27 protein-coding genes are annotated in these 26,509 nt (G+C 72.6%); 16 read left to right on the top strand and 11 right to left on the bottom strand.

The annotated features are described in order from the left end of the window. Positions 1 to 135: 135 nt before the first annotated feature. Positions 136 to 651 (bottom strand): hypothetical protein, encoded by a 516-nt coding sequence (locus tag AB0C87_RS00760; protein WP_345183324.1) that lies wholly within the window; start codon positions 649 to 651, stop codon positions 136 to 138. Between the two features lie 135 nt (positions 652 to 786). Here AB0C87_RS00760 and AB0C87_RS00755 point away from each other — a divergent pair, with 135 nt between their 5' ends. Both AB0C87_RS00755 and AB0C87_RS00750 read left to right on the top strand, forming a co-directional pair. Further along, positions 787 to 2,133 (top strand): biotin carboxylase N-terminal domain-containing protein, encoded by a 1,347-nt coding sequence (locus AB0C87_RS00755; RefSeq protein ID WP_360575876.1) that lies wholly within the window; start codon positions 787 to 789, stop codon positions 2,131 to 2,133. 33 nt (positions 2,134 to 2,166) lie between these two features. Beyond that, the gene (locus AB0C87_RS00750; protein WP_345183320.1) at positions 2,167 to 2,355 is read left to right on the top strand and encodes a hypothetical protein; all 189 of its coding nucleotides are present in this window, start codon (positions 2,167 to 2,169) and stop codon (positions 2,353 to 2,355) included. On the opposite strand, the gene AB0C87_RS00745 is transcribed toward AB0C87_RS00750, so the two are convergent. From AB0C87_RS00745 to AB0C87_RS00735, 3 genes are read right to left on the bottom strand one after another with little or no spacing between them, the layout of a single operon-like run. After that, positions 2,352 to 2,474: a hypothetical protein gene (locus AB0C87_RS00745; protein ID WP_345183318.1), complete on the bottom strand. Its 123-nt coding sequence runs from the start codon at positions 2,472 to 2,474 to the stop codon at positions 2,352 to 2,354. The genes AB0C87_RS00750 and AB0C87_RS00745 overlap by 4 nt on opposite strands. Continuing rightward, positions 2,474 to 3,016, bottom strand: a complete 543-nt coding sequence (locus AB0C87_RS00740) for a GNAT family N-acetyltransferase (protein WP_345183316.1) — start codon at positions 3,014 to 3,016, stop codon at positions 2,474 to 2,476. Before AB0C87_RS00740 ends, AB0C87_RS00745 begins: the two co-directional genes overlap by 1 nt. Continuing rightward, complete coding sequence (locus tag AB0C87_RS00735) at positions 3,013 to 3,798, bottom strand: hypothetical protein (RefSeq protein ID WP_360575873.1); 786 nt, start codon at positions 3,796 to 3,798, stop codon at positions 3,013 to 3,015. The genes AB0C87_RS00740 and AB0C87_RS00735 overlap by 4 nt, the downstream gene beginning before the upstream one ends. A 94-nt stretch (positions 3,799 to 3,892) precedes the next feature. Here AB0C87_RS00735 and bioD point away from each other — a divergent pair, with 94 nt between their 5' ends. Together bioD and bioB are read left to right on the top strand one after the other, a co-directional pair. Further along, the gene (bioD, locus tag AB0C87_RS00730) at positions 3,893 to 4,624 is read left to right on the top strand and encodes a dethiobiotin synthase (protein ID WP_360575871.1); all 732 of its coding nucleotides are present in this window, start codon (positions 3,893 to 3,895) and stop codon (positions 4,622 to 4,624) included. Further along, positions 4,621 to 5,616, top strand: a complete 996-nt coding sequence (gene bioB, locus AB0C87_RS00725; protein WP_360575869.1) for a biotin synthase BioB — start codon at positions 4,621 to 4,623, stop codon at positions 5,614 to 5,616. Before bioD ends, bioB begins: the two co-directional genes overlap by 4 nt. A 19-nt stretch (positions 5,617 to 5,635) precedes the next feature. Here the strand turns inward: bioB and AB0C87_RS00720 are convergent, their stop codons facing one another. Both AB0C87_RS00720 and AB0C87_RS00715 read right to left on the bottom strand, forming a co-directional pair. After that, positions 5,636 to 6,379: a GntR family transcriptional regulator gene (locus AB0C87_RS00720; protein ID WP_345183375.1), complete on the bottom strand. Its 744-nt coding sequence runs from the start codon at positions 6,377 to 6,379 to the stop codon at positions 5,636 to 5,638. Between the two features lie 96 nt (positions 6,380 to 6,475). Beyond that, the gene (locus AB0C87_RS00715) at positions 6,476 to 7,645 is read right to left on the bottom strand and encodes an 8-amino-7-oxononanoate synthase (protein ID WP_360575867.1); all 1,170 of its coding nucleotides are present in this window, start codon (positions 7,643 to 7,645) and stop codon (positions 6,476 to 6,478) included. 77 nt (positions 7,646 to 7,722) lie between these two features. Between AB0C87_RS00715 and AB0C87_RS00710 the strand changes: the two genes are divergently transcribed. Next, a complete protein-coding gene (locus tag AB0C87_RS00710; protein ID WP_353832933.1) occupies positions 7,723 to 9,390 on the top strand; it encodes a histidine kinase N-terminal domain-containing protein in 1,668 nt (555 codons plus the stop codon). A 200-nt stretch (positions 9,391 to 9,590) separates the two neighbouring features. On the opposite strand, the gene AB0C87_RS00705 is transcribed toward AB0C87_RS00710, so the two are convergent. Next, complete coding sequence (locus AB0C87_RS00705) at positions 9,591 to 9,839, bottom strand: WhiB family transcriptional regulator (protein WP_345183304.1); 249 nt, start codon at positions 9,837 to 9,839, stop codon at positions 9,591 to 9,593. Positions 9,840 to 10,131: 292 nt separating this feature from the next. Beyond that, a complete protein-coding gene (locus tag AB0C87_RS00700; protein ID WP_360354253.1) occupies positions 10,132 to 11,073 on the bottom strand; it encodes a diacylglycerol kinase family protein in 942 nt (313 codons plus the stop codon). Between the two features lie 89 nt (positions 11,074 to 11,162). Here AB0C87_RS00700 and AB0C87_RS00695 point away from each other — a divergent pair, with 89 nt between their 5' ends. Then, a complete protein-coding gene (locus AB0C87_RS00695; RefSeq protein WP_360575865.1) occupies positions 11,163 to 11,681 on the top strand; it encodes a hypothetical protein in 519 nt (172 codons plus the stop codon). A 58-nt stretch (positions 11,682 to 11,739) separates the two neighbouring features. Here the strand turns inward: AB0C87_RS00695 and AB0C87_RS00690 are convergent, their stop codons facing one another. The 3 genes from AB0C87_RS00690 to AB0C87_RS00680 form a co-directional block, all read right to left on the bottom strand. Next, positions 11,740 to 12,450: an RNA polymerase sigma factor SigF gene (locus tag AB0C87_RS00690; RefSeq protein ID WP_345183373.1), complete on the bottom strand. Its 711-nt coding sequence runs from the start codon at positions 12,448 to 12,450 to the stop codon at positions 11,740 to 11,742. 116 nt (positions 12,451 to 12,566) lie between these two features. After that, positions 12,567 to 12,995, bottom strand: coding sequence for an anti-sigma factor (locus tag AB0C87_RS00685; protein WP_345183298.1), 429 nt, complete (start codon positions 12,993 to 12,995; stop codon positions 12,567 to 12,569). Between the two features lie 420 nt (positions 12,996 to 13,415). Beyond that, positions 13,416 to 14,360, bottom strand: coding sequence for a sugar kinase (locus tag AB0C87_RS00680; RefSeq protein ID WP_345183295.1), 945 nt, complete (start codon positions 14,358 to 14,360; stop codon positions 13,416 to 13,418). Between the two features lie 83 nt (positions 14,361 to 14,443). Between AB0C87_RS00680 and AB0C87_RS00675 the strand changes: the two genes are divergently transcribed. From AB0C87_RS00675 to AB0C87_RS00630, 10 genes are all read left to right on the top strand, one after another. Then, on the top strand, positions 14,444 to 15,208 hold the full coding sequence (locus tag AB0C87_RS00675) for a phytanoyl-CoA dioxygenase family protein (RefSeq protein WP_345183293.1): 765 nt from the start codon (positions 14,444 to 14,446) through the stop codon (positions 15,206 to 15,208). Continuing rightward, entirely contained in the window at positions 15,208 to 16,248 is a 1,041-nt protein-coding gene (locus AB0C87_RS00670) for a DUF4432 family protein (protein WP_360575862.1), read from the top strand. Before AB0C87_RS00675 ends, AB0C87_RS00670 begins: the two co-directional genes overlap by 1 nt. Next, positions 16,245 to 17,045 carry an SDR family oxidoreductase gene (locus AB0C87_RS00665; protein ID WP_345183288.1) on the top strand — a complete coding sequence of 267 codons (801 nt, stop codon included), beginning with the start codon at positions 16,245 to 16,247 and terminating at the stop codon, positions 17,043 to 17,045. The genes AB0C87_RS00670 and AB0C87_RS00665 overlap by 4 nt, the downstream gene beginning before the upstream one ends. A gap of 82 nt (positions 17,046 to 17,127) precedes the next feature. Further along, positions 17,128 to 18,432, top strand: coding sequence for a DUF4185 domain-containing protein (locus AB0C87_RS00660; RefSeq protein ID WP_345183286.1), 1,305 nt, complete (start codon positions 17,128 to 17,130; stop codon positions 18,430 to 18,432). A gap of 109 nt (positions 18,433 to 18,541) precedes the next feature. Then, on the top strand, positions 18,542 to 19,471 hold the full coding sequence (locus AB0C87_RS00655) for an alpha/beta hydrolase (protein ID WP_345183284.1): 930 nt from the start codon (positions 18,542 to 18,544) through the stop codon (positions 19,469 to 19,471). A 34-nt stretch (positions 19,472 to 19,505) separates the two neighbouring features. After that, positions 19,506 to 20,210 carry an FCD domain-containing protein gene (locus AB0C87_RS00650; protein WP_345183281.1) on the top strand — a complete coding sequence of 235 codons (705 nt, stop codon included), beginning with the start codon at positions 19,506 to 19,508 and terminating at the stop codon, positions 20,208 to 20,210. Positions 20,211 to 20,323: 113 nt separating this feature from the next. Then, positions 20,324 to 21,583: an extracellular solute-binding protein gene (locus tag AB0C87_RS00645; protein ID WP_360575860.1), complete on the top strand. Its 1,260-nt coding sequence runs from the start codon at positions 20,324 to 20,326 to the stop codon at positions 21,581 to 21,583. Positions 21,584 to 21,586: 3 nt separating this feature from the next. After that, the gene (locus AB0C87_RS00640) at positions 21,587 to 22,555 is read left to right on the top strand and encodes a sugar ABC transporter permease (protein ID WP_360575858.1); all 969 of its coding nucleotides are present in this window, start codon (positions 21,587 to 21,589) and stop codon (positions 22,553 to 22,555) included. Beyond that, a complete protein-coding gene (locus tag AB0C87_RS00635; RefSeq protein WP_360575856.1) occupies positions 22,552 to 23,382 on the top strand; it encodes a carbohydrate ABC transporter permease in 831 nt (276 codons plus the stop codon). Before AB0C87_RS00640 ends, AB0C87_RS00635 begins: the two co-directional genes overlap by 4 nt. Positions 23,383 to 23,414: 32 nt before the next feature. Continuing rightward, positions 23,415 to 26,501 carry a glycoside hydrolase family 38 C-terminal domain-containing protein gene (locus AB0C87_RS00630; protein ID WP_360575854.1) on the top strand — a complete coding sequence of 1,029 codons (3,087 nt, stop codon included), beginning with the start codon at positions 23,415 to 23,417 and terminating at the stop codon, positions 26,499 to 26,501. Positions 26,502 to 26,509: the final 8 nt, after the last annotated feature.

Genomic DNA, 26,509 nt, shown 5'->3' with positions numbered 1-26,509 from the left:
GCCGCCGTTGCGCAGCGGCAGCAGCGCGTGCGGCTGGTGGACGGTGAAGTACGCGTACGCAGTGGCACAGGAACAGCAGGCCCACGACGGCGCGGAACAGCCCGAGCACCGGTTCGCCCAGTCGGTCCATCGGGATCATCCCTCGGTCACCCAGGCGTGCATGATGCCCATGACGTCCGTGAAGCCCTCCTCGGACGCCCGGTAGGACGCGGTGATCCGCAGGGTGTCGCCGAGACCGATCCGGCCGATCGGCGAGCCGCCGCACGACGGCATGTTCGAGACCTCGGTCATGCCGTGGTGGTCGACGAACTCCGGCGTGCCGCCCTCCTCGGCCTCGCTGCGGCAGAACAGCCGCCCGGTGGTGGCGTCCTCCGTCCGCACGGCGACGCCGCCGTGGTGCAGGTGCCCGCGGACGTGCACGACGTCGCCCGAGACCGTGGAGCGCCACGTCCTGGACTTCTCGCTCTGCGGCCCCGCGGGGACGTCCCAGGTCGAGTCGGCGCAGCCGCCGGCGTCCAGCCACAGCGGGACCACCGGCCTGATGTGCGAGCCGAGCACCGGCTGGTAGGTGCACACAACCGTGCCGATCAGGGGGATGAGCAGGGCCCCCGCCCGACCCGCCGGAATGGAGACCGGCGATTTCGCCGACACCCTCGCCGAGACGTTCGCCACACGGCGTGTACGGGGCGCGGACCCGGGAATCGTCGGTCGCGGACCCGGCGGCCCCACTAGTCTCTGCCGGGGCGGGACACGGGGTCCCGCCGGTCCGCGAGGAGGAGCCCCCAGGTGTTCGAGTCGGTGCTCGTGGCCAACCGCGGCGAGATCGCCGGGCGGATCGTGCACACCGCCCGCGCGATGGGGCTCAAGGCGATCGCGGTGTACTCCGCGGCCGACGAGGGCCTCCCCTTCGTCGCCGAGGCGGACGAGGCCGTCCTGATCGGGCCCGCCGAGCCGTCCGGCAGCTACCTCAACGCCGCCGCGATCCTGGAGGCCGCGCACCGGACCAACGCGCAGGCCGTCCACCCCGGCCACGGGTTCCTCGCCGAGAGCGCCGCGTTCGCCCGGCGGGTGGCCGAGCGCGGCCTGGTCTGGGTCGGCCCGCCGCCGCTCGCCATCGCCCGGATGGGCGACAAGATCAACGCCCGGAACCTGATGAAGGAGGCGGGCGTCCCCGTCGCGCCCGGCGTCTGGGAGCCGGTGCCCGACGCGGCGACGGCGGCCGAGGAGGCCGAGCGCATCGGCTACCCCGTCATGGTGAAGCCCGCCGCGGGCGGCGGCGGCATGGGCCTGGCCGCCGTCCACGACGAGGCGTCGCTGCGCATGGCGTTCGAGGAGACCCGCGCCGCCGCCGAGCAGCTCTTCGGCCAGGGCGACATCCTGCTGGAGCGGTACGTCGAGGGCGCCCGGCACGTCGAGGTCCAGATCCTCGGGCTCGCCGATGGCACGGTGGTCGCGCTGGGCGACCGCGACTGCTCCGTCCAGCGCCGCTACCAGAAGGTCGTGGAGGAGTCCCCGTCTCCCGGCGTCAGCCCGGCGCTGCGCGAGCGGATGCTGGCGGCCGCCGTCCGCGCGGGCGAGGCCGTCGGCTACCGCGGCGCCGGCACCGTCGAATGCCTGGTCGACCCCGCCGCGCAGGAGTTCACCTTCCTGGAGATGGACACCCGCCTCCAGATCGAGCACCCGGTGACCGAGATGGTCACCGGCATCGACCTCGTCGAGCAGCAGTTCCGCATCGCCGCGGGCGAACCCGTCTCGTTCACCTCCACCGTCCCCCACGGGCACGCCGTCGAGTTCCGCGTCCAGGCCGAGGACCCGCGGAGCTTCCTGCCCGGGACGGGCGAGATCACGGTGTGGGAGGAGCCCGTCGGCGACGGCATCCGCATCGACGCCGGCTACGCCGAGGGCACCACCGTCACCCGCCACTACGACTCGCTGCTTGCCAAGCTCTGCGTCCACGGCGACGACCGCGCCCACGCCCTGGCCCGCGCCCGCGCCGCCCTGGAGGCGTTCCACATCGAGGGCCCGCCGACGAACCTGCCCTTCCTGCGCGAACTGCTCGACCGGCCCGAGTTCGCCGACGGAACCTACGACACCGGGCTGGTCGCGCGCATGCGCGGCCACCAGGCCCCCTGAGCACCGCCTCCGCGCCCGTCGTAGAGTGACGCCGTGTACTGCGACCGCTGCGGCGAGCCCGCCGAGGGCGACCACGCTTCCTGCCGGACCGCCCGCCGGATGGAACCGCCCCGTTACTGCCCCGACTGCCGCCGCCGCCTGATCGTGCAGGTCACCCCGACCGCCTGGACGGCCGAATGCTCCCAGCACGGCCCCCTCGAACCCGCGGACCAGGCCCCCTAGCGCTTCTCTTCGGCGAGAGACCGCTCGATTCCGCCTCCGCGTTCCGGCCGGCCGATGGCGGCCATGAGCCGCCGGGCGTTCTCAGGGCTCTTGAACAGGTAGGCGGTCTCCGTCAGCATCACCGGCGCGGGGGATGCTCATCGCCACCTTCAGAGGTACGGGGAGGCGAATCCGCGTCGCGGAACGACATGGCGTAGGTGATGAGGCCCACGCCGGGGGCCGGGGCCCAGTCGTGGTCGGGGGTGCGGACGAACCCCATCTTCTCGTACATGCGCTGCGCGGACTCCATGTTGCGCTGCGTCGACAGGCGCAGGCCGGACAGGCCGGCCGCGCGGGCCCGTTCGATGCAGGCGCGCACCATGGCCCGGCCCGCGCCCCTCCCGCGGGCGTCCTCCAGAACGGCGAGCATGCGGAACTCGGCCTCGTCCGGTCCGGCCAGATCCGCGTAGGGGGTGCCCGGCGGGCAGTACGCGACGGCACCGGCGATCCGCCCGGCGTCTTCGGCGACGAGCAGTTCGGCTTTCGCCGCCCGGTCGGCGGCGTCGCGCAGCTTGCGCACGTACGGGGACTCCGGGCTGACCAGGCCGCCGCGCACGTAGACCTCCACCGTCAGCTCGCCGACGAGGTCGTACTCGTCCGGGCGCGCCGTCCGAACGATCACTTGACGTCCTGGCAGGACGACTCGGCGGGGAGGAGGGGGCGCAGGCGGACGGAGTAGGCCTGGCCGCCGCTGCGCCACGCGGTGCCGGGGTTCGTGGCGGGAACCTTCGCGGCCGGGGCCACCGTGCAGATCGCACCGGCGACCGGGACGCCCTTGCCGAGCGGCTCCAGCGGCCACGCCTTGACGGTGGCGCTTCCCGTGGTCGGCCCGGCGAGGACGGCGGTCTTCTCCGGCCTGTACGGGGCGGGCTTCCTGGTCAGGTCGGACGGGGGCCAGGCGGCCGGGTCGAGGCGCTGGAGGAAGCGGGCCTCCGGGCCCGACTGGGCCTCGGGCTGGACGATCCGGGTCGTCGTGCCGTCCATGGCGACCACGATCGTGATCGCGTCGGCGACGCCGCCGGGCCCGACCGAGTGGGAGCGGGCCAGGCCGGCCGCGCGGGCCCCGTCGAGGAGGCGCCGCAGGGCGTCGGGCTTCAGGCGGTACTCCGTCGGCCCGCCCTGGGCCGAGGCGACCGCGCGGCCCGTGGAGTAGAGCGAGAAGTCGGGGAGGCTCCCCGGGCCGCCGAGACCGGCGATGCCGCCGGTCTTGCGCCACCGCAGGACGAGCGTCTCGCCCGCGGGGGCGCCGCCCGGCGAGGACGAGGACGAGGACGGAGAGGGCGCGGGGGAGGAGGGCTCGGCGGTGCCGGAGCCGTCGCCGCAGGCGGCCAGCGCGGCGCCGGCGGTCAGGGCGACGCAGGCGAGTGCCGGCGCCCGGCGGGAGCGTGTGTACGGACCGGCCATGACGGTTGGACGCTCGTCGGCCCGCCCGGGTTCCGCCGGTTCCGGGAACACCCGGCGACGGGCCGGTTCCGGGCCCGCGCTAGTGTGCCGGTCTGTGAGTGTGCTCGTTGTGACCGGGACCTGCACGGGTGTGGGGAAGACCGTCGTCACCGCGGCGCTGGCCGCGGTCGCCGCCGCGCGCGGCGCGTCGGTCGCCGTCGTCAAACCCGGCCAGACGGGCGTCGGCGGCGGGGAGCCGGGCGACCTCGACGAGGTCCGCAGGCTCGCCGGGATCGACGACGTGCACGAGTACGCGCGCTTCCCCGACCCCCTCTCCCCGGCCGCCGCGGCCCGCCGTGCCGGAATGCCGCCCGTCCGGATGCCGGACGTCGCCGAACGCGTCCGGGACCTGGCGTCCGGGCGGCGGCTGGTGCTGGTCGAGGGGGCGGGCGGGCTCCTCGTCCGCTACGACGAGGAGGGGACCACGATCGCCGACCTCGCGCGCTGGCTCGGCGCCGCGGTCGTGGTGGTGGCCCGGCCCGACCTCGGCACGCTCAACCACACCGCGCTCACCCTGGAGGCGATGGCGCACCGCGGCGTGCAGCTCGCCGGGGTGGTGATCGGCGCCTGGCCGGACGAGCCGGACCTCGCCATGCGCAGCAACATCCGCGACCTGGAGACCATCGCGGCACGCCCGCTGTCGGGCGCGCTGCCCGCCGGCGCCGGGGCCATGGACCCGGCGGAGTTCCTCGTGGCCGCGCACCGCGGCCTGGCCCCCTCGTTCGGCGGCGGCTTCGACTCCGCCGTCTTCCGCGCCGCCTTCGGCCCCGACAAGGAGAACACGTGACGGACATCCTCGACATCGCGCGCCGCCAGGTCCTGGACGAGGGCGAGGGCCTGTCGCGGGGACAGGTGCTGGAGGTGCTGAACCTGCCGGACGACCGGCTCCAGGACCTGCTCGCGCTCGCCCACGACGTCCGGATGCGGTGGTGCGGGCCGGAGGTCGAGGTCGAGGGGATCGTGTCGCTGAAGACCGGCGGCTGCCCGGAGGACTGCCACTTCTGCTCGCAGTCCGGCAAGTTCGAGTCGCCCGTCCGGTCGGTGTGGTTGAACATCCCCGAGCTGGTCGAGGCGGCGAAGGAGACCGCCGCGACCGGCGCCTCCGAGTTCTGCATCGTCGCCGCCGTGCGCGGACCGGACGAGCGGCTGATGGCGCAGGTCCGCGACGGCGTCAAGGCCATCAACGACGCCGTCGAGATCAACATCGCGTGCTCGCTCGGCATGCTCACCCAGGAGCAGGTCGACGAGCTGGCCGCGATGGGCGTCCACCGCTACAACCACAACCTGGAGACGGCCCGCTCCCACTTCCCGAACGTCGTCACCACGCATTCGTGGGAGGAGCGCTGGGACACCCTCCACATGGTCAAGGACGCCGGGATGGAGGTGTGCTGCGGCGGCATCGTCGGCATGGGCGAGAGCGTCGAGCAGCGCGCCGAGTTCGCCGCGCAGCTCGCGGAGCTGGAGCCCGACGAGGTCCCGCTGAACTTCCTCGCGCCGCGCCCCGGCACGCCGTTCGCCGACTACCCGCTGGTGGAGGGCACCGAGGCGCTGAAGACGATCGCCGGGTTCCGGCTCGCCCTGCCCCGCACCATCCTGCGGTACGCCGGCGGCCGCGAGCTCACCCTCGGCGACCTCGGCACCCGCGAGGGCATGCTCGGCGGCATCAACGCCGTCATCGTCGGCAACTACCTCACCACCCTCGGCCGCCCGGCGCGGCAGGACCTGGAGCTGCTCACCGAGCTCCAGATGCCGATCAAGGCCCTCGGCCGGACGCTCTGAGACGCGCCCGCGCGGCGGGTCAGCGGCTGAGCCGGGTGATGAACTTGTAGCGGTCGCCCCGGTACAGGGACTGGGCCCACTCGACCGGCTGCCCCGTCGTGTCGAAGGCGTGGCGGGACAGCAGCAGCATCGGCAGGCCCACGTCCACGCCTAGGAGCTGCGCGTCGTGCGGGGTGGCGAGGACGGTCTCGATCGTCTCCTCGGCCTCGGTGAGGTGGACGTCGTAGGCGGTCGCGAGCGTCTCGTACAGGGAGTGGTGGCGCGGCAGCTCGCGGCGCAGGCCGGGGAAGCGGCGGGCCGGGAGGTGCGACGTGTCGATCGACATCGGCTCGCCGTCGGCCAGCCGGAGGCGGTGGATCCGCAGCACCCGGCCGCCGGGGCGGATGCACAGCAGGGTCGCGAGGCGCTCGTCGGCGCTGACGTAGCCGGCCTCCAGTATGCGGGTCTCGGGACGCAGCCCGTGGTGCCGCATGTCCTCGGTGTAGCTGACGAGCTGGAGCTCCTGGGCGACCTTCGGCTTGGCGACGAAGGTCCCCTTGCCCTGGATGCGCTGGAGGCGCCCCTCGACGACCAGCTCGGCGAGGGCCTGCCGGACGGTGGTGCGGGACGTCTCGTACTTCTCGGCGAGCGTCCGCTCGGGCGGCAGCGGGCTGCCCGCCGGGAGCGACTGGATCAGCTCGACCAGCAGCTCCTTGAGCTTGTAGTACTTGGGGATCCGCGGCGCCTGGTTCGGGTGGCGCTTACCGAGGTCGCCGAGCGAGATCCGGTCGAAGCCGTGCTCGAATCCGCCCCCGTGCCGGGGCCCGCCCCTGACCTCCGTCACGGCGTCTCCTCACGTTCATCACCGGTTTCCCCGATGTTATGGGTGAAGACTACGGCCGGTAGAAGACGCGATTTCCGCCAGGGCCGCCCGCAATCGTGTGAGGTCCGACTCGTCCAGCGTGGCACGTGCGGTGAGGCGCAGGCACGCGCGGCCCTTCGGGACCGACGGCGGACGGAAGCAGCCGACGCGGAGACCGTGCTCAGCGCAGATCCCCGCGGCCCGCACCGCGGCCTGCGGCTCGCCCAGGAACACCGGGACCACGGCCGCCGCGGGCCTGGCCGTTTCCAGGCCGGAACCGGCCGCCAGGTTTGAGATCGCCTGCGCCCGCCCGCGGGCCCGGCCGGGCAGGCCCGGGTCGGATCCGAGGACGTCGAGCGCGGCGAGGGCGGCGCCCGCGGCGGGCGGGTTCAGCCCGGTGTCGAAGATGAACGACCGCCCCGTGTCGACCAGGGCGTCGATCACCTCGGGAGCGCCGAGCACCGCCCCGCCCTGCGACGCCAGGGACTTCGACAGCGTCAGGGTGAGGACCACGTCGGGCTCGCCCGCGAGGCCGGCGGCGTGCGCGGCGCCCCGGCCCCCGTCGCCGACGACGCCGAGCGCGTGCGCCTCGTCGACGACGAGCAGCGCTCCGTGCGCCCGGGCGGCCGCGTGCAGCGCGCCGAGCGGCGCGAGGTCGCCGTCCACGGAGAACACCGCGTCGGTGACGACGAGGGCGTGGTCCTCCTCGCGCTCGGCGAGGGCCCGCTCCGCCGCGGCGGCGTCCCGGTGCGGGACGATCACGACGCGGGACCGTGACAGCCTGCACGCGTCCACGATCGAGGCGTGGTTGACCTGGTCGGACACCACGAGCGTGTCGGGCCCGGCGAGCGCGGTGACGGCGCCGAGGTTGGCCAGGAAGCCGGAGGAGAACACCAGGCCGGCGGCGCTGCCGGTGAACGCGGCGAGCCGCCGGTCCAGCTCGGCGTGCAGCTCCGTCGTCCCGGTGACGAGGCGCGAACCGGTGGAGCCGGTGCCCCACTCGCGCGCGGCGGCGACGGCGCCCTCGACGAGCCGCGGGTCGCCGGCCAGGCCGAGGTAGTCGTTGGATGCCAGATCGGTGAGCCCGTCGCGGCGGGGGCGGGGGCGCAGCGACCGGCGCAGCCCGGCGGCGGCGCGCCGCTCCGCCGCGTCCCGGAGCCTGGCCAGGGGGTCTCGTCCTGCGGTCATGCCGGGCATCCTGCCAGGTGGCCCCGGCGGCGGGGCCACCTGCCCCGGGAACGAAAACCATCGGCGATGATGGTGGCGTGCCTACCTTGACCGATTTGGTCCGCGATCACACCGACCTCACCGACACCGACCTGGAGTGGCTCCACGCGCTGGTCTCGGACTGGCAGCTGCTGGCCGACCTGTCGTTCGCGGACCTGCTGCTGTGGGTGCCGCTCCGGTCGGCGGAGGCGCTGCCCGCCGACGGGGCGTCCCGCGCGGGCCGGGGCAGGCCGGGCGTGCTCGACACCGGCGCGGCCGTCCCCGGCTGGGTCGCGATCGCGCAGATGCGGCCGACGACCGGGCCGACCGCCTACCCGGAGGACCTCGTCGGCAAGGTCGTCCGGACGGGCCGCCGCGGGCTGATCGACGTGGCGTGGCGGGAGCGCCGGATCGTCCGCGAGGGCGACCCGGAGTGGGGCAGCGGCATCCCCGTCCGCGAGGAGTCCATCCCGGTGCGCCGCGGCGCCAAGATCCTCGGGGTGATCCAGCGCAGCACCAACCTCAGCTCGGCGCGCACCCCGTCCCGGCTGGAGCTGACCTACCTGCAGAGCGCCAGCGACCTCGCCACGATGATCTCCGAGGGCCGGTTCCCGGTGCCGGGCGAGGAGCCGAACATGGTCCGCTCGCCGCGCGTCGGCGACGGCCTGATGCGGCTGGACCGCTCCGGCAAGGTCACCTACGCCAGCCCCAACGCCCAGTCCGCCTACCGGCGGCTCGGCTACCCGACGGACCTGGTCGGCGAGGCGCTCGGGAAGATCACCGCGGACCTGTGCGACACCGGCGAGCCGATGGAGGAGGCGCTGAGCGTCGTGCTGTCGGGCCGCGCGCCGCGCGAGGTCGAGGTCGAGTCGCGCGGGTCGATCATGCAGCTGCGCACGATCCCGCTCGTCGTCGGCGGGACGCGGATCGGCGCGATCGTCCTGTGCCGGGACGTGACGGAGCTGCGCTGGCGCGACCGGGAGCTGATGACCAAGGACGCCACCATCCGGGAGATCCACCACCGGGTGAAGAACAACCTGCAGACGGTCGCGGCGCTGCTGCGGCTCCAGGCGCGGCGGCTGCGGATCCCGGAGGGACGGGCCGCGCTGGACGAGGCCGTCCGGCGCGTCGGATCCATCGCGATCGTGCACGAGACCCTGTCGCACACCCCCGACGAGCTGATCGACTTCGACGACATCGCCGACCGGGTGATCACGATGGCGGGGGAGGTCTCCACCCCCGAGACCAAGGTGACGCCCAAGCGGACCGGCAGCTTCGGTGTCCTGCCCGCCGAGGTCGCGACGCCGCTCGCGATGGCGCTCACCGAGCTGCTGCAGAACGCTCTGGAGCACGGCCTGGCCAGCCGGTTCGGGACCCTGGAGGTCGTGGCGCACCGCTACGGCGAGGGGGAGGTCTCCCACGAGCCGGCCGGCGTCCCGGTCTGGGGCGAGTGGACGGCGCCCGGCGCGGACGAGCCCCGCGCCCCGGGCGCCGAACCCGAGCGCCCGTCCGGCCGCCGCCTCGTCACGATCGTCGCGGACGACGGCGTCGGCCTGCCCGCCGACTTCGACATGGAGAGCACCGAGAGCCTGGGCCTTCAGATCGTCCGCACCCTCATCGTCGGCGAACTGGGCGGCCACCTGGACTTCCGCCCAAGAAAGGGCGGCGGCACGGAAGTAGTGGTGGACATCCCCCTAGACCACCACCACCGCCCCAGCCGCCCCTGACCACGGCTATTCGATCCGGTCCGTGGCCGGAGATGCCGCGCCTCACCAAGAGCAACCGGCACCTCAGCCGTCAGAGAGCTGGAGGTGTGCGATCGCGTGCGAAGCCAGATTCGAGCGAAGCAAGAATCTGATCGCGCAGCGAGCCGCAAGGCGAGCCGGAGCGATGCCAGCGATCGCGGCCGTGCCCGCAAGGAAGGCGCTCAGCGCCTGACGCTAAGGGCACGGCGAGAACGACGGAGAGCGCGGCGTTCGTCTTCGCCCATGCCGCCCCAGACGCCGGATTCCTGGCCGGACTCCAGCGCCCAGCGCAGGCAGGCCGCGCTCACGTCGCAGCGGCGGCAGACCTGCTTGGCCTCCTCGATCTGCAGGATCGCGGGGCCGGTGTTGCCGATCGGAAAGAAGAGTTCGGGGTCCACGTCACGGCAGGCTGCGCGGTGGCGCCAGTCCATGCGGTCCACTCCTTCGTCAGGTGGTGGAGATGCTCCACTCTTTGTGAACGGGTTCACATGTCGCGAACGCCCGGGGTGGCTGTGGCCAGGTCCAGGGATGCGTGTTCGGCGGCGCCGCGAGCAGGTGACCGGCGGCGTTGGGGCCCCTGTCGGCTGGCGCACTTTGAGCGTTTCAGGAGGGTGCGGGCAGACGCAAGACCTTTGAGAAAGGATTCTCAAAGTATGGGTGTCGCATGTGTCACACCCATCGGTCGGGTGTGTTACTTGGCTCTCACATGCGTGCTCGCGCGTCTCAAATGACGATGCGGATCGCCTTCGGCACGGAACGGAACGTGACCGTCCGCTGCTCGCCCAGGTAGTCGCCGTCCAACTGGAACGCCACGGGACGGTCCGCGCGTACGGTGACCTCGGCCTCATCGTGCAGGTTGAGGACGTGCCGCCCCTGAACGGGGCGCGCTCGCGGCGTCAGCATCTGGGCCAGGGCCCCCACCGTCGGCCCGACTTCCAGGGAGCGCATCCCGAACACGTCCAGCCCGCGCGCGAAGGTCGCCTTCGGGCTCGGATTCACCGGCACCCGGCCCATGAAAGTCCACGGAGACGTATTGGAGATGAACGCCAGGAACAGTCCGGATTTCGGCGGCCGTCCCGGCTGTTCCAAAGTGAGCGACGGATGGCGCCGATCGGTGCCGGAGAAGAAATGCCGTATCGCCGTCCGCACATACAGCGAAGGGTCCGCGCGCAGGCCCGCCTCGCGGCGCCGCTCCACCTCCCGCACGACCTCCGCGTCCAGCCCCACGCCCGCGCAGAACGTGAAATACCGGTCCGGGGCGCCGGGATGGGACGCCGTGCCGAGCCCGACCGTCCGATGCCGGCCCGCCCGCAGCGCCTCCAGCACGGACCGCGTCGCGCCGATCGGGTCGTCCGGCAGACCGAGCGCGCGGGCGAACACGTTCGCGCTCCCGCACGGCAGCACCGCCAGAGCCGGCAGATCGGGGGACGGGCCGTCCGCCAGCAGCCCGTTGACGGTCTCGTTCACCGTCCCGTCCCCGCCGAGGGCGACCACGACGTCGTAGCCCTCGACGGCGGCCTGCCGGGCCAGCTCGGTCGCGTGGCCGCGGTGGCCGGTCTCCGCGAGGACGAGGTCGAGGTCGCCGGTGAAGGCCCGCACGAGGATGTCACGGGCCCGCCGGGAGGTGGAGGTCGCCTTGGGGTTGGCGATGAGCATGGCGCGCACGGCGTCAGGGTATCGATCGTTCCGGATGCGTTCGCCCGCAGTTTCCCCTGGGAGCGGCCCGCCGCAGGGGGCGAGTAGGGTTTCTGGGTGTGACCAAGCGTCCCATCACCGTGCAGGCCGCCGCCGCGCTCCAGGCCGCCGAGGGTGCCGCCGCCGTCGGATTCGGCGTCTTCACCGGCGTCGAGACGGCCGCCGGCGCCGCCGTCGACCCGGCCAGCGCGATCGGGGTCACCGTCCTCGCCCTCGCCGGCGGCCTCGGCATGCTGGGCTGCGCCCGCGGGCTGCTGCGCGCCGCCCAGTGGAGCCGCGCCCCCACGGTCCTGACCCAGCTGTTCGCCCTGCCGATCGCGTACTCGCTGTGGCAGAGCGACCGGCCCGCGATCGCCGTCCCGCTGGGCCTCGTCGCCGTCCTCGCGCTGATCGCCGTCCTCAGCCCGCCGAGCACCGCCTGGCTCATCGAGGACCACGACGAGGACGACGAGGACGCGCCGAAGGAACCCGCACCCGCCAAGGCTGCCGGCGCCCCGCCGACCGGGGAGCCGCGCTCCCTCGGACGCCGCCTCAAAGACCGCCTCAACGAGCAGCCCGCCAAGAAGGGCGAGAACTGAACGGACGCCGAAAGGGCCCTGAGGACGCGTCCTCGGGGCCCTTTCGGCTCTTCACCCGCTACTCGTCGGCGGTCAGCCCGTCCCGGAGCTGCGCGAGCGTCCGCGCCAGCAGCCGGGACACGTGCATCTGGGAGATGCCGAGCTCCGCCGCGATCTGCGACTGCGTCATGTTCCCGAAGAAGCGCAGCAGAAGGATCTTCTTCTCGCGCGCCGGGAGCTTCTCCAGCAGCGGCTTGAGGGACTCGCGGTACTCCACGCCCTCCAGCGACTCGTCCACCATGCCGAGCGAGTCCGCCACCGCGGGCGCGTCCTCGTCACCGGAGTCGGGCGCGTCGAGGGACACCGTGGAATAGGCGTTCGCCGACTCCAGCCCCTCCAGCACCTCCTCCTCGCTCATCTGCAGGTGCGCCGCCAGCTCGCTCACCGTCGGGGCGCGGCCCTCCCGCTGCGCGAGATCACTGATCGCCTTCGTCAGCGACAGCTTCAGCTCCTGCAGCCGGCGCGGCACGCGCACCGCCCAGCCCTTGTCGCGGAAGTGCCGCTTGATCTCGCCGACGATCGTCGGCGTGGCATAGGTGGAGAACTCCACCCCGCGCTCCAGGTCGAACCGGTCGATCGACTTGATCAGACCGATCGTGGCGACCTGGATCAGATCGTCCAGCCACTCCCCGCGGTTGCGGAAGCGCCGGGCGAGATACTCCACCAGCGGCAGATGCAGCTCCACGAGCTGGTCGCGGATGCGCTGACGCTCCGGGTCGCCCTCCGGCAGCTGCGCGAGACGCTCGAAAAGCGCCCGCGCCCGCGCCCGGTCAGGGACCGCGCTGCTGTCCGAACGCTCGGTGCTCGCCCCCGCGACCGTCGTCTGCTCCGTCGTCGTCTTCTCCGTCACGGGGCCCCCGCCGCACCGCGCCGCTTCTGCAGCGTCACGGTGACCCGGTCGTCGGAGCCCGCCCTGGCGTCCACCTCGCCCGCCAGGGACGACAGCACCGTCCAGGCGAACGTGTCGCGGCTCGGCTCCTCACCGTCCACCGTCAGGACCGACACGGAGATGCGCATCGCCTCCCCGGTCAGCTCGAACTCGCACGTCAGGTCGGTGCCCGGCACCGCCTGAGCGAGCAGCATCGCGCACGCCTCGTCAACGGCGATGCGCAGGTCTTCTATCTCGTCCAGCGTGAAGTCCAACCTGGCCGCCAGGCCCGCGGTCGCGGTCCGCAGCACGGACAGGTAGGCACTCGCGGCAGGCAGCTTCACCGTGACCACGTCACGGACGGACAACTTCGTACTGGCCGGCATTGCAGCGGTTTCCTCGGTCACGTCACTCCCTCGCAGGATGGTCCCGCTGCCATCGAAACTACCGCCTACGAGCCGTGCATCGAGACTTCGGCGCGCTGTGTTTATTTGCGTTGGGTTGGGTTGGGGCGCCTGGGGCGCCCCAACCCAACCCAACGCGTGCGATCGCTGGCATCGCTCCGTCTCGCCTGGCGGCTCGCTTCGCGATCAGTTTCTTGCTTCGCTCGAAACTGCCTTCGGACGCGATCGCGACAGTCACCCTTGGTCCGGGGTGCTGTGGTGGCTGGTGATGTGTGCGGAGCGGGGGGTTTCGGTTCGGCTCGTTTGCTGGGGTCTACCGCGGGTTGTGGGGGGTTGCGGTGGCGCTTCGGCTCGCCTGGCGGCTCGCTTCGCGGGGGGCCCTTGCTTCGCTCGTGCCGTGCGTGGGTGGGGGCTTCGGCTTCCCTAGTGGCTTGCCTCGCTCTTGGCTTGCGCGGGTTGCGCTGGGGGGAGTAGGGCGCCTCGGTGGGTTATCACCTGGGCGGCCAGGGTGGTGGCGGCTTCGGCTGCTTGTCGCTGGGGGGCGCCGGTCAGGCGGGTGGCCAGGTAGGCGCCGTTGAAGGCGTCGCCCGCGGCCGTGGTGTCGATCACCTGGACGTGGGGGACGGCGGGGATCTTGAGGTTCGTCACGGTGTCGGCGATCACGCAGCCCTGGGGGCCTCGCTTGACCGCCATCTCGGTCACCCCGGCTCGTCTCAGGCGGCTGATCGTGTCGGCCGGGGTCCGGTCGCCGAAGACGGCCTGGTCGTCGGTGAAGGTGGGGAGGGCTATGTCCGTCCTGGTCAGGACGGCGGACATGGCTTCGGCGGCGGCCGCGGGGGAGGGCCAGCCGGCGGGGCGGTAGTTGGTGTCGAAGGCCACTCGGCCGCCGCGGCGGCGGGTCTCGTCCAGGACGGCGAGGAGCCTTCCGCGGGCGTCGGCGCCGAGGATCGACAGCGTGATGCCGGAGAGGTAGACGAGGTCGTGGTCGGCGATCGCGTCGTCGATCTCCGGGGGGTGGGCGGGGCCGAAGAGGCCGCGGGCCGCCGACTGCGATCTGTAGTAATGGAAGGTCCGCTCGCCGTTCTCGTCGGTGCGGATGAGGTAGAGGCCAGCCTGTCCGCCGGGGATGGCGCGGGTGTGGTCGGCGTTCACGCCGTGGGCGGCCCAGGATTCGCGCATCCGGGTGCTGTAGGGGTCGTCGCCGACGAGGGTGACGAACTGGACGTCGGCCGTGCCGGGGGCGGCGGTGCGGGCCAGGTAGGCGGCGACGTTGAAGGCGTCGCCCGCGTAGGCGACGGCCAGGCGGTCGGGGGCGAGATGGCTCAGTTCGATCATGCATTCGCCGATCAGGGCGATCCGGTTCCGCATGGCGGGCCACGATACATCTAGACAACAAGTGATCTGATGACTAAGACTTCGGGGTGTCGCGCTTCATCGAGAGGGGACGCCCCATGCACGACCCGCTGCGAGGTTACGACGAGGACGGGTACGAGATCTTCCGGAACGTGCTGGATCCGGAACTGGTGGCGGAGGCGGACGAGCATGTCCGCTGGTTGGAGGCTCGGTATCCCGACCGGACCGGCGAGGAGCTCTCCACCGAGCTCGTCGCCAGGGACCCGTTCTGGGTGCGGCTGGTGTCCGACGAGCGGCTCCTCGACGTCGCCGAGCGGTTCGTCGGGCCCGACATCGCCCTGTTCGCGTCCGCCTACATCTCCAAGCCGCCCTTCACCGGCAAGGCCGTGCTGTGGCACCAGGACGGGGCGTTCTGGCCGCTCGAACCGATGCGCGTGGTGACGCTGTGGCTCGCCGTCGACCGGTCGACGCCGGAGAACGGGTGCCTGCGCGTCATTCCCGGGAGCCACAGGGAAGTCCTGCACGAGGTGCGGGAGCGGGAGGACGCGGAAGCCGTCTTCGGGGTGGAGAGCGCCGTGGGCGTGGACGAGTCGCGCGCCGTGGACCTCGTCCTCGAACCCGGCGACGTCGAGGTCCACCACCCGAACATCATGCACGGCAGCAACGCGAACGAGTCGCCGCACCGGCGGTGCGGGCTGACCATCCGGTACATCCCGACCTCGACGCGCATCACCGCGGAGCCGCTGCCGTTCCCGTCCGCGCTGCTGCTGCGCGGCGACCCGGGCGTGAACGAGTACCAGCCGCGGCCCCGGTACCGGGCGGGGGAGCACTTCGCCTTCAGCGGCGCGGAGAACTGGAGCTGATGCGCCGGCACCGGCCGTCCCGCAACTGGGGCGCCCGCGTTCACGAGATCACCTGGGCTGGGATCGAGGCCGTGGTCCTGGAGAACGAGCTGCTCCGGGTGACTGTCCTCGTGGGCAAGGGCGGTGATGTCGCCGAGTTCTGCTTCAAGCCGCGCGACATGGACTTCGTGTGGCTCTCGCCTGGCGGGCTGCGCGATCCGCGGGACGTGGCGGGGGGAGCGGGCGACGATGTCGCTCTGTTCCTCGACGGTTACGAGGGCGGGTGGCAGGAGGTCCTGCCCAACGGGGGCGCGCCCAGCACGTACCGGGGGGCGGCGTTCGCGCAGCACGGGGAGGTGGCCGGGCTGCCGTGGGATTCCGAGATCGTGGCCGACGACGCTCGGGAGGTCGCGGTCCGGCTCACCGTCCGGGGGCGGCGGATGCCGCTGCGGGTCGTCAAGACGCTGCGGTTGAAGGCGGGCGAGGCCGAGCTCCTCGTGGAGGAGGAGCTGGTCAACGAGTCGGGGGTGGCGCTGGAGGCGATGTGGGGGCACCACATCGTGTTCGGGGCGCCGTTTCTGCGGCCCGGGCACCGGGTCAGGGTGGCCGAGGGCGCTCTCGTGGTTCCGCACGAGACGGCGATCGGTCCCGGCGGGCGGCGGGTGCGGGGCGGTGGTCCGCATGCGTGGCCGTGCGTGCCGGGTGAGGGCGGCGGGATCGTCGACCTTGGTGTGGTGCCCGATGCCGGGGTGCCGAGTGAGATCGTCTATCTCACCGGGTTGGAGGAGGGCCGCTACGAGGTCGTCGACCCGGACGGTTTCGGGATGCGGGTGCGCTGGGACGTGGACGTCCTGCCGCATCTGTGGCTGTGGCAGGAGTTCGGGGCGACCACGGGGCATCCGTGGTGGGGCCGCGCGTACGTGATGGGCCTGGAGCCGTTCGCCGGATACCCGACGGACGGGCTGGCCGCCGCCGTCGCGAACGGCACCGCGTTGACGCTGGAACCGCATGCGCGGCGGAGCCTGTGGCTGCGTGCCGCGGTCATCGAGGAGGGCACGTGAGGGAGTTCGAGGGCAAGGTCGCCGTGGTGACCGGCGGGTCGCTGGGGATCGGGCGGGCCGTGGTGGAGCGGCTCGCCCGCGACGGCGCCGCCGTGGTGTTCTGCGGGATCGGCGAGGACGAGGTCCGCCGGGCGGAGGAGGACCTGCGGGGCGAGGGGCTGGAGGTCGCCGGCGCCGTCGCCGACGTGACCGACGCCGCGCGGATGGACGGGCTGGTCGGGGAGGCCGTGTCCCGGTACGGCGGCCTGGACGTGCTGGTGACGTGCGCGGGCGTGCAGCGGTACGGGACGGTCGAGGAGACGTCCGAGGAGCTGTGGGACGAGGTGCTCGGCGTCAACGTCAAGGGCGTCTTCCTCGCCTGCCGCGCCGCCGTGCCCGAGCTGCGGCGCCGGGGCGGGGGCACCGTCGTCACGGTGTCGTCGGTGCAGGCGTTCGTCTCGCAGGACCGGGTCGCCGCCTACAGCGCGAGCAAGGCCGCGATCAACGCGCTGACGCGGGCGGTGGCGCTGGACCACGCGGCCGACGGCATCCGTGCGAACGTCGTGTGCCCGGGGTCGGTCGACACTCCCATGCTGCGCTGGGCCGCCGACCTGTTCCGCGGCGACAGGGGGCAGGACGCGCAGGTCGCCGAGTGGGGGCGCGCGCATCCGCTCGGGCGGGTCGCGGCGCCCGCGGAGGTCGCCGAGGTGGTGGCGTTCCTCGCCGGGCCGCGCTCGTCGTTCGTGACCGGGGCGGAGCACCGGGTGGACGGCGGGCTGCTGGCCCGCAATCCGGCGGCACTGCCGGAAATCTCCTAAAAGACCTAGACACCAAGTCATTTGATGACTCAAAATGTGGGGCGCACGAGGACCGTGTGATCGTGACCTCGCGGAGGTTTCCATGCAGGCGTCCGTCCCTCCCTCTCCCTTCTCTCCCGATCGCCCCTCCTCCGTTCGCGGGGGGTGGCGGCGGCGCGCCGGAGTCCTCGCGGCCGCCCTGCTGCTCGTCGCCGCGCCCGCCGTGCCCGCGGGCGCCGACACGCACGGCCACGGCCCCGGAAAGGGGCGCGGGAAGGCCCTCGGTCGCGCGGCCGCCGGCCCCACGTGCTCCGGGAGCGCCGCGCCGACCTTCGGGACCGCCTCGCAGAACACCGCCCTCAACGGCAAGTTCACGTCCTACGGCAACAGCAACACGCTCCTGGACGACTGGACCGGCGCGGACACGACGTACTCGCTGAAGCTCGCGGACGGGCGCATCGTCTACGCCTACTCCGACACCTTCCTCGGCAAGGTCAACGCGGACGGGTCGCGGCCGGTCGTCGTCGAGGAGGGCGGGACGACGCCGTTCATCAACAACTCGTTCGTCGTCCAGGGCACGGGAGGCGGGCTGACCACCGTGCACGGCGGGACCGCCGCCGCCCCGAAGGCGGTCATGCCGCCCGCGCAGCCGGCCCACTGGTACTGGGCGGGCGACCTCACCCAGAGCGGGTCGGAGGTCCAGCAGCTCTACCGCGAGTACTACGACCCGGACCCGAGCAACGGCACCGGGTGGGACATGAAGTTCAAGGACAACGTCCTCGCCCGGTTCTCCACCGGGAACCTCGCCGCGCCGACCGTGCAGGCGATGCCCTCGGCGTCGGGCGTGCAGTGGGGGTCGGCGCTGCTCAGGGACGGCGGCTACACCTACGTGTACGGCACCGAGGACTACACCGACCCCCAGACGCAGGTGAACACCAAGTACCTGCGCGTCGCGCGGGTCAGCGGCACGGACCTGCGCGGCGCCTGGCAGTACCGCACCGCGAGCGGCTGGTCGTCCACGGAGACGGACTCGGTGCGGCTGATGAGCGGGGTGTCGAACGAGTTCAGCGTCACCAAGCGCGGATCGCACTACGTCATGGTCAACCAGGACGCGAACATCGCCTTCGGCGGTGAGATCGACGTCTGGCTGTCGTGCTCGGCGGCCGGGCCGTTCAGCGGCGAGCAGACCGTGTACCGGACGCCCGAGACCGGGCCCCTCGGCTCCTACGGCGACCCTGACATCTTCACCTACAACGCCCACCAGCACGCGGCGCTCTCGTCCAGCGGCACGCTGGTCATCTCCTACAACGTCAACAGCCTGGACGCCACCGCCGGCCCGGCCAACGACAACTACCGGGACGTCAGCATCTACCGGGCGCGCTACATCAACCTGCCGGTCTCCGGCTAGCCCCAAGCCGCGGTGCCGTCGTCCCGTCCACGGCGGTGCCGCTTCCCGCGCCCCCGGGTTACCTCCCGCCCGGGGGCGCGTCCCGTTCCCCCGCTCGGAGGTTCCGACCATGCCCCTTGACGCCGAACTCGCCGCCGCGCTGGACGGCATGCCCTACGTCGGGCTCGCGGATCCCGCGCGGGCCCGCGCCGCGATGAACGATCTGGTCCGCGCCCTCGCCCGGCCCGTGGGCGACGGGAGGGCGGCCGTCGAGGACCGGCTCGTCGCCGGCGGGGTCCCGGTGCGGATCTACCGGCCGCGCGAGACGCCGGCGCCCGTGCTCGTGTACTTCCACGGCGGCGGGTTCGTGACCGGCGGGCTGGAGAACGAGCACGAGCGGTGCCTGGAGTTCGCCGGGGAGGACGGGATCGCGGTCGTCTCCGTCGACTACCGGCTCGCGCCCGAGCATCCCTTCCCGGCCGGGTTCGAGGACTGCTACGCCGCGACCGCGTGGGCCCACGAGCACGCGGGGGAGTTCGGCGGCGACCCGGAGCGGGTCGCGGTCGGCGGCGGGAGCGCGGGCGGGGCGCTGGCCGCCGCCGTGGCGCTGCGGGCGCGGGACGAGGGCGGGCCGCCGCTGGTGTTCCAGATGCTGCTCTACCCCGTCCTGGACGACCGGATGGCCACGCCGTCGATGCGGACGTTCACCGAGCCGCCGCTGTTCAACAGCGGCGACGTGCGGCACATGTGGCGCCACTACCTCGGCGGGCGGGCGGACGTCCCCGCCTACGCCGCCCCGGCGCGGGCCGAGGACCTGAGCGGCCTCCCGCGCGCGTACGTGCTCGTGCCCGAGCACGACCCGCTGCGGGACGAGGGACTCGCCTACGCGCACCGGCTGATCGTCTCCGGGGTTTCCACGGAGCTGCACCATGTGCCGGGCGCCTGCCACGGTTTCGACGGCATCATGTCGGCGCGGCTCGGGCGGCTCGCGTTCGAGGAGGAGCGCGCCGTCCTGCGGCGATGTCTCTCCGGGAGGGTGGACACGCCAATCGCTAAGTGATTAGATGACTTTACGTCTTGGGAACGAGGTGGCGATGTCACAGGATGTGGCCCGGCCGAGCCTGGCGGACGCCCTCACGGAGCGCATGCTGGACCTGATCAGGGACGGCGGCCTGCGCGCCGGCGACCGGCTGCCGTCCGCGCGGGAGCTGTCCCAGCGCTTCGCGGTGACGACCCCGACGCTGCGGGAGGCCCTGCGCCGCCTGGAGGCGACGGGGGCGATCCAGCTCCGGCACGGCTCGGGCATCTACGTGGGCGCCGACCTCGAACGCGTGGTCATCCCCAACCCCAACGTCCGCGAGCTGGAGGCCGACCGGCTGCTCCAGCTGCTGGACGCGCGGCTGCTCATCGAGCCGCCGCTGGCCGGACGGGCGGCGCGGCGGTCGCGGCCCGCCGACATCGAGCTGCTCCGGGCCCTCCTCGACCAGGCGGGCGCGGACCTCGGCACGGACGAGCCGGAGGCGGAGGCCCGCCTGCACAAGGCGAACATGGCCTTCCACCGGGAGGTCGCCGGCGTCGCGGGCAACTCCGTGCTCTGCGAGGTCATCGACTCCCTGCTGTCGGTGCACGCCTCCGAGCAGCGCGCGATACAGCGGATCTTCGACGACCGCGTCCGCGACTTCGACGAGCACGCCGCGATCCTCGCCGCCATCGAGGCGGGCGCGGAGCGGGACGCCGAGTCCCTCATGCGGTCCCACCTCGCCGACGTCAAACACGTGATCGAGCAGCGGCTCGCCTGAGCGGGCCGCCTCCCCGCCGCCGGCGAGAGCGCCGCGCGGCCGGTTCACCCTTCTCCGATTCCATCCTTCGACCACCCCGATCGGGCATCGCCGCCCGATGAAGGAGGCTCACCATGGTGCCGTCCAAGCGACTCCAGGTGACCGCGCTCACCGTGGGCGCGCTGCTGCTCGCCGCCGGCTGCGGATCCGGCGACTCGGGCGGGAGCAGGTCCGAGCTCAAGCTCTACAACGACAAGGGCGCGTGGAAGCCCTTCTTCGAGCAGATGGGCGCCCTCGGCAAGCAGCAGACCGGCCTCGGCATGACGCCGGTCGGCTACACCGACGAGCCGACCTACACCGCGTTCATCAAGACCTCGTTCCGCACGAACGTCAAGCCCGACCTGTTCACCTGGACGACCGGCGGGCGCCTGGAAGAGATCGTCAAGCAGAACCAGGTCGCCGAGACCACGAGGATCTGGCAGGACGCCATCGGCAGCGGCGACCTCACCGAGGACCTGAAGAAGTACTACACCGTGGACGGCAAGCAGTACTGCGTCCCCCTGAACACCGCCTACTGGGGGATGTTCTACAACAAGAAGATCTTCGACAAGTACGACCTGAAGCCGCCCACGACGTGGGCGGAGCTGGAGAAGACGGCGCAGACGCTGAAGTCGAAGGGCCAGGTCCCCTTCAACCAGACCACCCCGACGTCGCTGTTCTCCTTCGCCTGGTTCGAGCAGATCCTCGCCGGCACCGACCCCGACCTGTACGAGCGGCTGTCGAAGGGCCAGGCGTCCTACACCGACCCCGGCGTCGTGAAGGCGATGGAACGCTGGAAGTCGATGATCGACGCCGGGTGGTTCAGCAAGCCGGGCGACAAGGCCGACCCCGCCGACCACTTCAAGTCCGGCGACGCGGCCATGGTCGTCAACGGCACCTGGTTCAACACGAGCATGACCCAGCGCGGCCTCAAGCAGGGCGAGGACTACGGGTTCTTCTTCATCCCGAACGTGGACCCGGCGCTGCCCAAGCGGTCGCTGGTGTTCGAGAGCGGCCCGCTCTGCTCGCTGCGCAAGGCCCCCGACGCGGCCGCCAGCACCAAGTACCTCAAGTGGTGGGTCACGCCCGCCGCGCAGGAGAAGTGGGCGAACGCGCGCGGCGACGTCTCCGGCAACCCGAAGGTGAAGGTCGCCGACCCCGAGCTGGACAAGGTCACCAAGGAGGCCGCGTCGGGCGGCAACCGCCTGGTCCTGCGCTACTTCGAGGCGGCCCCGGCGCCGGTGCTCACCGAGGCGCTCAGCGGCTTCGACAAGTTCCTCAACAAGCCGGAGACCTACATGGACGTGCTCAAGGGCATCCAGAAGGTCAACGAGGACTACTGGAAGTCGCACTGACCCATGAGCACGCACAAGGCCACCGCCGACCGTCCCCAGCTGACGGTGGTGCCCCCCGCCGGCGGCGGGCGCCGCAAGGCGTCCGGCACCCGCCCCGGCAAGGGGTTCGCGCTGCACGGCCGGTTCCGGCACGTCTACATATCGCCGGCCGTGCTGTTCGTCGCCGTCCTGCTCTACCTGCCGTTCCTGTGGACGGCGTACCTGAGCTTCACCAGCTACGACGGGCTCGCCTCACCCGAGTTCACGGGCCTCGACAACTACCGGCGGCTCCTTGAGGACGACGCGCTCGTCACCTCGATCCGCAACACGCTGCTGTGGGTCGCCGGCACCGTCGTCCTGCCGGTGGGGCTCGGGCTGCTCGTCGCCGTCCTGTCCTACGACCTCAAGCGGGGCGCGTGGTTCCGGCTGCCGTTCCTGCTCCCGTACGCCATGTCGGGCGCCGGACTCGGCGTGATCTGGGGCTTCATCCTCCAGCCGGACGGGATGGCGAACCAGATCCTGACCCTGTTCGGGATGCCCGGCGGCGACACCGCGTTCCTGCAGGACGGCCCCCGCAACACCGTCGCCATGATCGTGGTGTGGACGTGGCAGCAGCTCGGCGTCAACATGCTGCTGTTCGTCGTCGGCCTCCAGTCGATCCCGAAGGGGCCGATCGAGGCCGCCCGCATCGACGGCGCGTCCGGATGGGCGATGTTCCGGCACGTCATCTGGCCGCTGATGCGCCCGATCACCACCGTGGTGTTCGGCCTCGCGCTCGTCGCCGGCCTGAAGAACTTCGACATCGTGTGGGTGATGACGCAGGGCGGTCCCGGGCGCTCGTCCGAGACCCTCGCCGTGACCATGTACCGGGACGTGTTCGTCGCCAACGAGTACGGCTACGGGTCGGCGGTCGCGGTGCTGCTCACCACCGTCACGGGCCTGGCCTCGTACGTGTACCTGCGCCGCCAGGTGAGCAGGGAGGAGACGCGATGACCGGAAAGGGACTCCTCCACGCGCGCCGCGCCGTGCTGGCGGCGCTGGGCCTGGTGTGGCTCTTCCCCACCTACCTGATCGTCGCGAACGCGCTGCGGCCCGCCGGCGACTACGACCCCTCGGACGCGGTGAGCCCGCCGTCCTCCATCGGCCTGTTCGACAACATCGCGCAGGCCTGGGACCGCACCGCCGTCGGCGACACGCTGCTCAGCACCCTGCTGTACAGCGTCGTCTCGCCTGCGCTGGCCGTCCTGATGGGCGCGCTCGCCGGGTACGGGATCGTGGTGCTGCGCCTGCGGCACGGCTTCGCCTGGTTCGTGGTCATCTTCGCCGGGACGGTCGTGCCGTTCCAGATGCTGCTGGTGCCGCTGTTCGTCGGCTACAGCAAGGTGACGCTGTACGACGACCGCCTCGGGCTGATCATCATCTACTCGGCGGTCAACGTGCCGCTGGCCGCGCTGGTGATGCGCAACTTCTTCGGCAACGTCGCCGTGTCGATCTTCGAGGCGGCCCGGCTGGACGGCGCCTCCACCTTCCGGATCTTCTGGCGGATCTACCTGCCGCTGTCGGCCGCGGCCCTCGCCGCGGTGTTCATCCTGGAGTTCACCTTCGTCTGGAACGACCTGCTGTTCGGCCTGACGCTCTCGCAGTCGCCGACCGTCCGGCCGGTGTGGGCCGAGCTGTCCGCGCTGACCACCGACGTCTACGCCGGGACGCCGGTGCCGATCGCGCTGGCCGCCGGCCTGGTGGTCTCCCTGCCGACCGTCGCGATCTTCCTCGCGACCCAGCGCCTGTTCACCCGCGGCCTCACCCTCGCCCAGTTCTGAAAGATCCCCGAAAGAGAGATTGACGCATAACGATGACGAGTCGCCTGCTTCAGGCGAGCCTCGGCTCGCCCGACTATGACGGGATCCGCGACGCGCTGCGCCAGGACACCTCCACCGAGGTGCTCGCCGTGCGCGGCCTGTCGGTGCGCGCCGCCGTGCTGCCGCTGTTCAGGCGGGACGAGAACGGCGCGCTCCACCAGGCCGTCCGGCTGACGCTGTCCGGCGGGGCGCCGGTGGAGGTCGCCCTCAAGGACGGCGACGCCCGGGTCGCGTCCGCGGCGGCGGAGGGCGGGAGCGTCACGCTGCTCGTCCCCGAGGTGGACGCCCCCCGCCGCCTCACCCTGGAGGTGCGCGACTCCGGCGGCCTCGTCGGGGCCGCGCCGCTCGACGTCACCCCGCAGCGCAAGTGGAACGTCTTCGTCGTCCACCACTCGCACCTCGACATCGGCTACACCGACACGCAGGGCACCGTCCTGCGGCACCACCTCGACTACCTCGACGCGGCGCTGCGGCTGGCGCGGGAGACCGACGGGCGGCCGGACGACGCCCGGTTCCGCTGGTCGGTCGAGTCGTCCATGCCCGCGCTGCGGTGGCTCGCGACCCGCCCCGAGGACCAGGTCGCCGAGTTCGCCGAGCGGGCCCGCGCGGGCGACATCGAGGTCACCGCGTTCCCGATGCAGCTGCACACCGAGGCGTGCTCGACCGAGGAGCTGTACCGGCAGCTCCGCTTCGTCGAGCAGCTGCGCCGCGAGCACGGCATCGAGGTCCGCTCGGCGATGCACACCGACATCCCGGGCGCGGTCGTCGGGACCGTGGACGCCCTCAACGCGGCCGGCGTCCGCTACCTCGCCGCCGCGCACAACTGGGCCGGGCGCTCCGTCCCGTACATCACGGGCGGCGACAGGCTCGCCCGCCCGTTCCGGTGGCGGTCGCCGGGCGGCGGCGAGCTGATCGTCTGGTTCACCGACACCCCGCACGGCATGGCCTACATGGAGGGCAACACCGTCGGGCTCGTCGACGGCTACGACCTCGCCGAGGACCTGCTGCCCCGCTACCTCGGGTCCCTCGCCGACCGGCCCTACCCCTACGGGCCCGGCACGTTCGGCTGGTACGCCGCGCCCGGCCAGGTCGGCGCCGCCAAGGACCCCGACTTCCTGGACGCCGTCCACCTGCGCGTGCAGGGCGCGCACGCCGACAACGCCGGGCCGTCGATCGTCCCCGCCGACATCGCGCACCGGTGGAACGAGACCTGGGCCTACCCGCGGCTGCGGATGGCGACCAACGCCGACTTCTTCGAGTACGTCGAGGAGCACCACGGCGACCGGCTCCAGACCCACGAGGGCGACTGGACGGACTGGTGGGCCGACGGCCTCGGCTCCGGCGCCCGTCCGCTCGGCTACGTGCGGCGGGCGCAGAACGTCCTGCGGGCCGCCGAGACGCTGCACGCCCTCGCCGACGAGCGCGGCGGCGAGCGCGCCGGCGCGTCCCTCGCGGCCACCCGGGCGATCGACGAGGCCTACGACCGGGCCGCGCTGTTCGACGAGCACACCTGGGGCGCCGCCAACCCGTGGGAGGACGCGGAGGAGGGCGGCGACTCCGGCGGCCTGCAGTGGACCCGCAAGTCCCAGGTCGGCTACCAGGCCCACGACGACGCCCTCGACCTGCTCCAGGCCGGCGCGCGGCGGATCGGCGCGACGTTCGGGGCCGCGCCGGACGCGCTCGCCTCGTTCCTCGTCGTCAACCCCGGCACGGCCGCCCGCACGGACGTGGCCCGCGCGTTCCTGCCCCGCGACGTCGTCGCCGTGGACGTCCCCGTCGCGCTGGTCGACGCCCGCACCGGCGAACCCGTCCCGCACCGCGAGGAGGAGGTCGACCCGGACGAGTGGCCCACCCGCCCCATCGGCCGCCACCTGGAGGCGGTCGTGCCGGACGTCCCCGGCCACGGTCACGTCCGCGTGGACGTCGTCCGGGCCGAGGCGGGCGCGCCGGATCCGGTCGACCTCGGCTCCGGCGGCACGATCGAGAACGAGTTCTACCGGGTCGTCTACGACCTGAGGGAAGGGCACATCGCCTCGGTCTTCGACAAGACCGCCGGCCGCGAGCTCGTGAACGCCGACGCCGTCGCCGGTTTCGGGCAGTACGTCTACGACCGGTACGCGACCGCGCCGCACTTCAACCACATGTCCGGGCACATGCTCGTGCACGACAAGACGATGCTCGGGGACCGGGCCGTCGCCACCCACGCCACCGTCACCGAGTGCAGCCGGACGCCCGCGGGGGAGCGGCTCGTCGTCGAACTGCACGGCAAGGGCGTCGACTGGCTCCGCACGACCATCGACCTGTACGCGGGCGTGCCGCGCGTGGACGTCCGCTACCAGCTCGGCAAGCAGCCCACCGCGGCCAAGGAGGCGGTCTTCTTCGCGTTCCCGTTCGCGGTGGACGGCCCGCCCGCCGCGTGGGAGCTCACCGGCGGCGTCGGCGGCACCGGCGTCCCGAGCGTCCCGGGATCGGCCGAGCACATGCGCCCGATCCGCCACTGGGTCGCCTTCGAGGACCCCGAGCTGACCGTGGCGTGGGCGACGCTGGAGGCCCCGCTCGTCCAGTTCGGCTCCATCCACATGCCCTACGCGCCGTTCCCGCCCACGCTCGACAACGAGGACGGCACCGTCTACTCGTGGGCGCTGAACAACATCTGGGACACCAACTTCCCGTCCCAGCAGCAGGGCGAGACCACGTTCCGGTACGCGTTCGCGTCCGGCGCGGCGGGCTCGGGCCGGCGGCTCGGCGCCCGCACGGCCGCCGGGATCACCGACCCGTTCGTCGCCACCCTCGCCACCGGCGACATGCCCGCCGCGGAATCGGGGACCTTCCTGCGCGTGGACGACCCGGACGTGCTCGTCACCTCCGTGGGCCGCGCCCGCGACGGCGACGGGCTGGCCGTCCGGCTCCAGTCGCTCGCCGCGGGCCCCGTGGAGACGGGCCTGCACGTTCCGGGCGCCACCGGCGCCTCGCTGAGCGGCGGTCTGGAGCGTGACCCGGCGGAGCTGCCCGTCCGGGACGGCACCATGACGGTGCGGCTGCCCGCCTGCGGCGTCGCCACCGTCACGGTTCGGCGTTGAGTACGGAT

Origin of the sequence: Actinomadura sp. NPDC048021 (genome assembly GCF_040653135.1) — a bacterium.
Taxonomy (GTDB): Bacteria; Actinomycetota; Actinomycetes; order Streptosporangiales; family Streptosporangiaceae; genus Spirillospora; species Spirillospora verrucosospora.
This window is presented reverse-complemented; position numbering and strand designations above follow the sequence as displayed.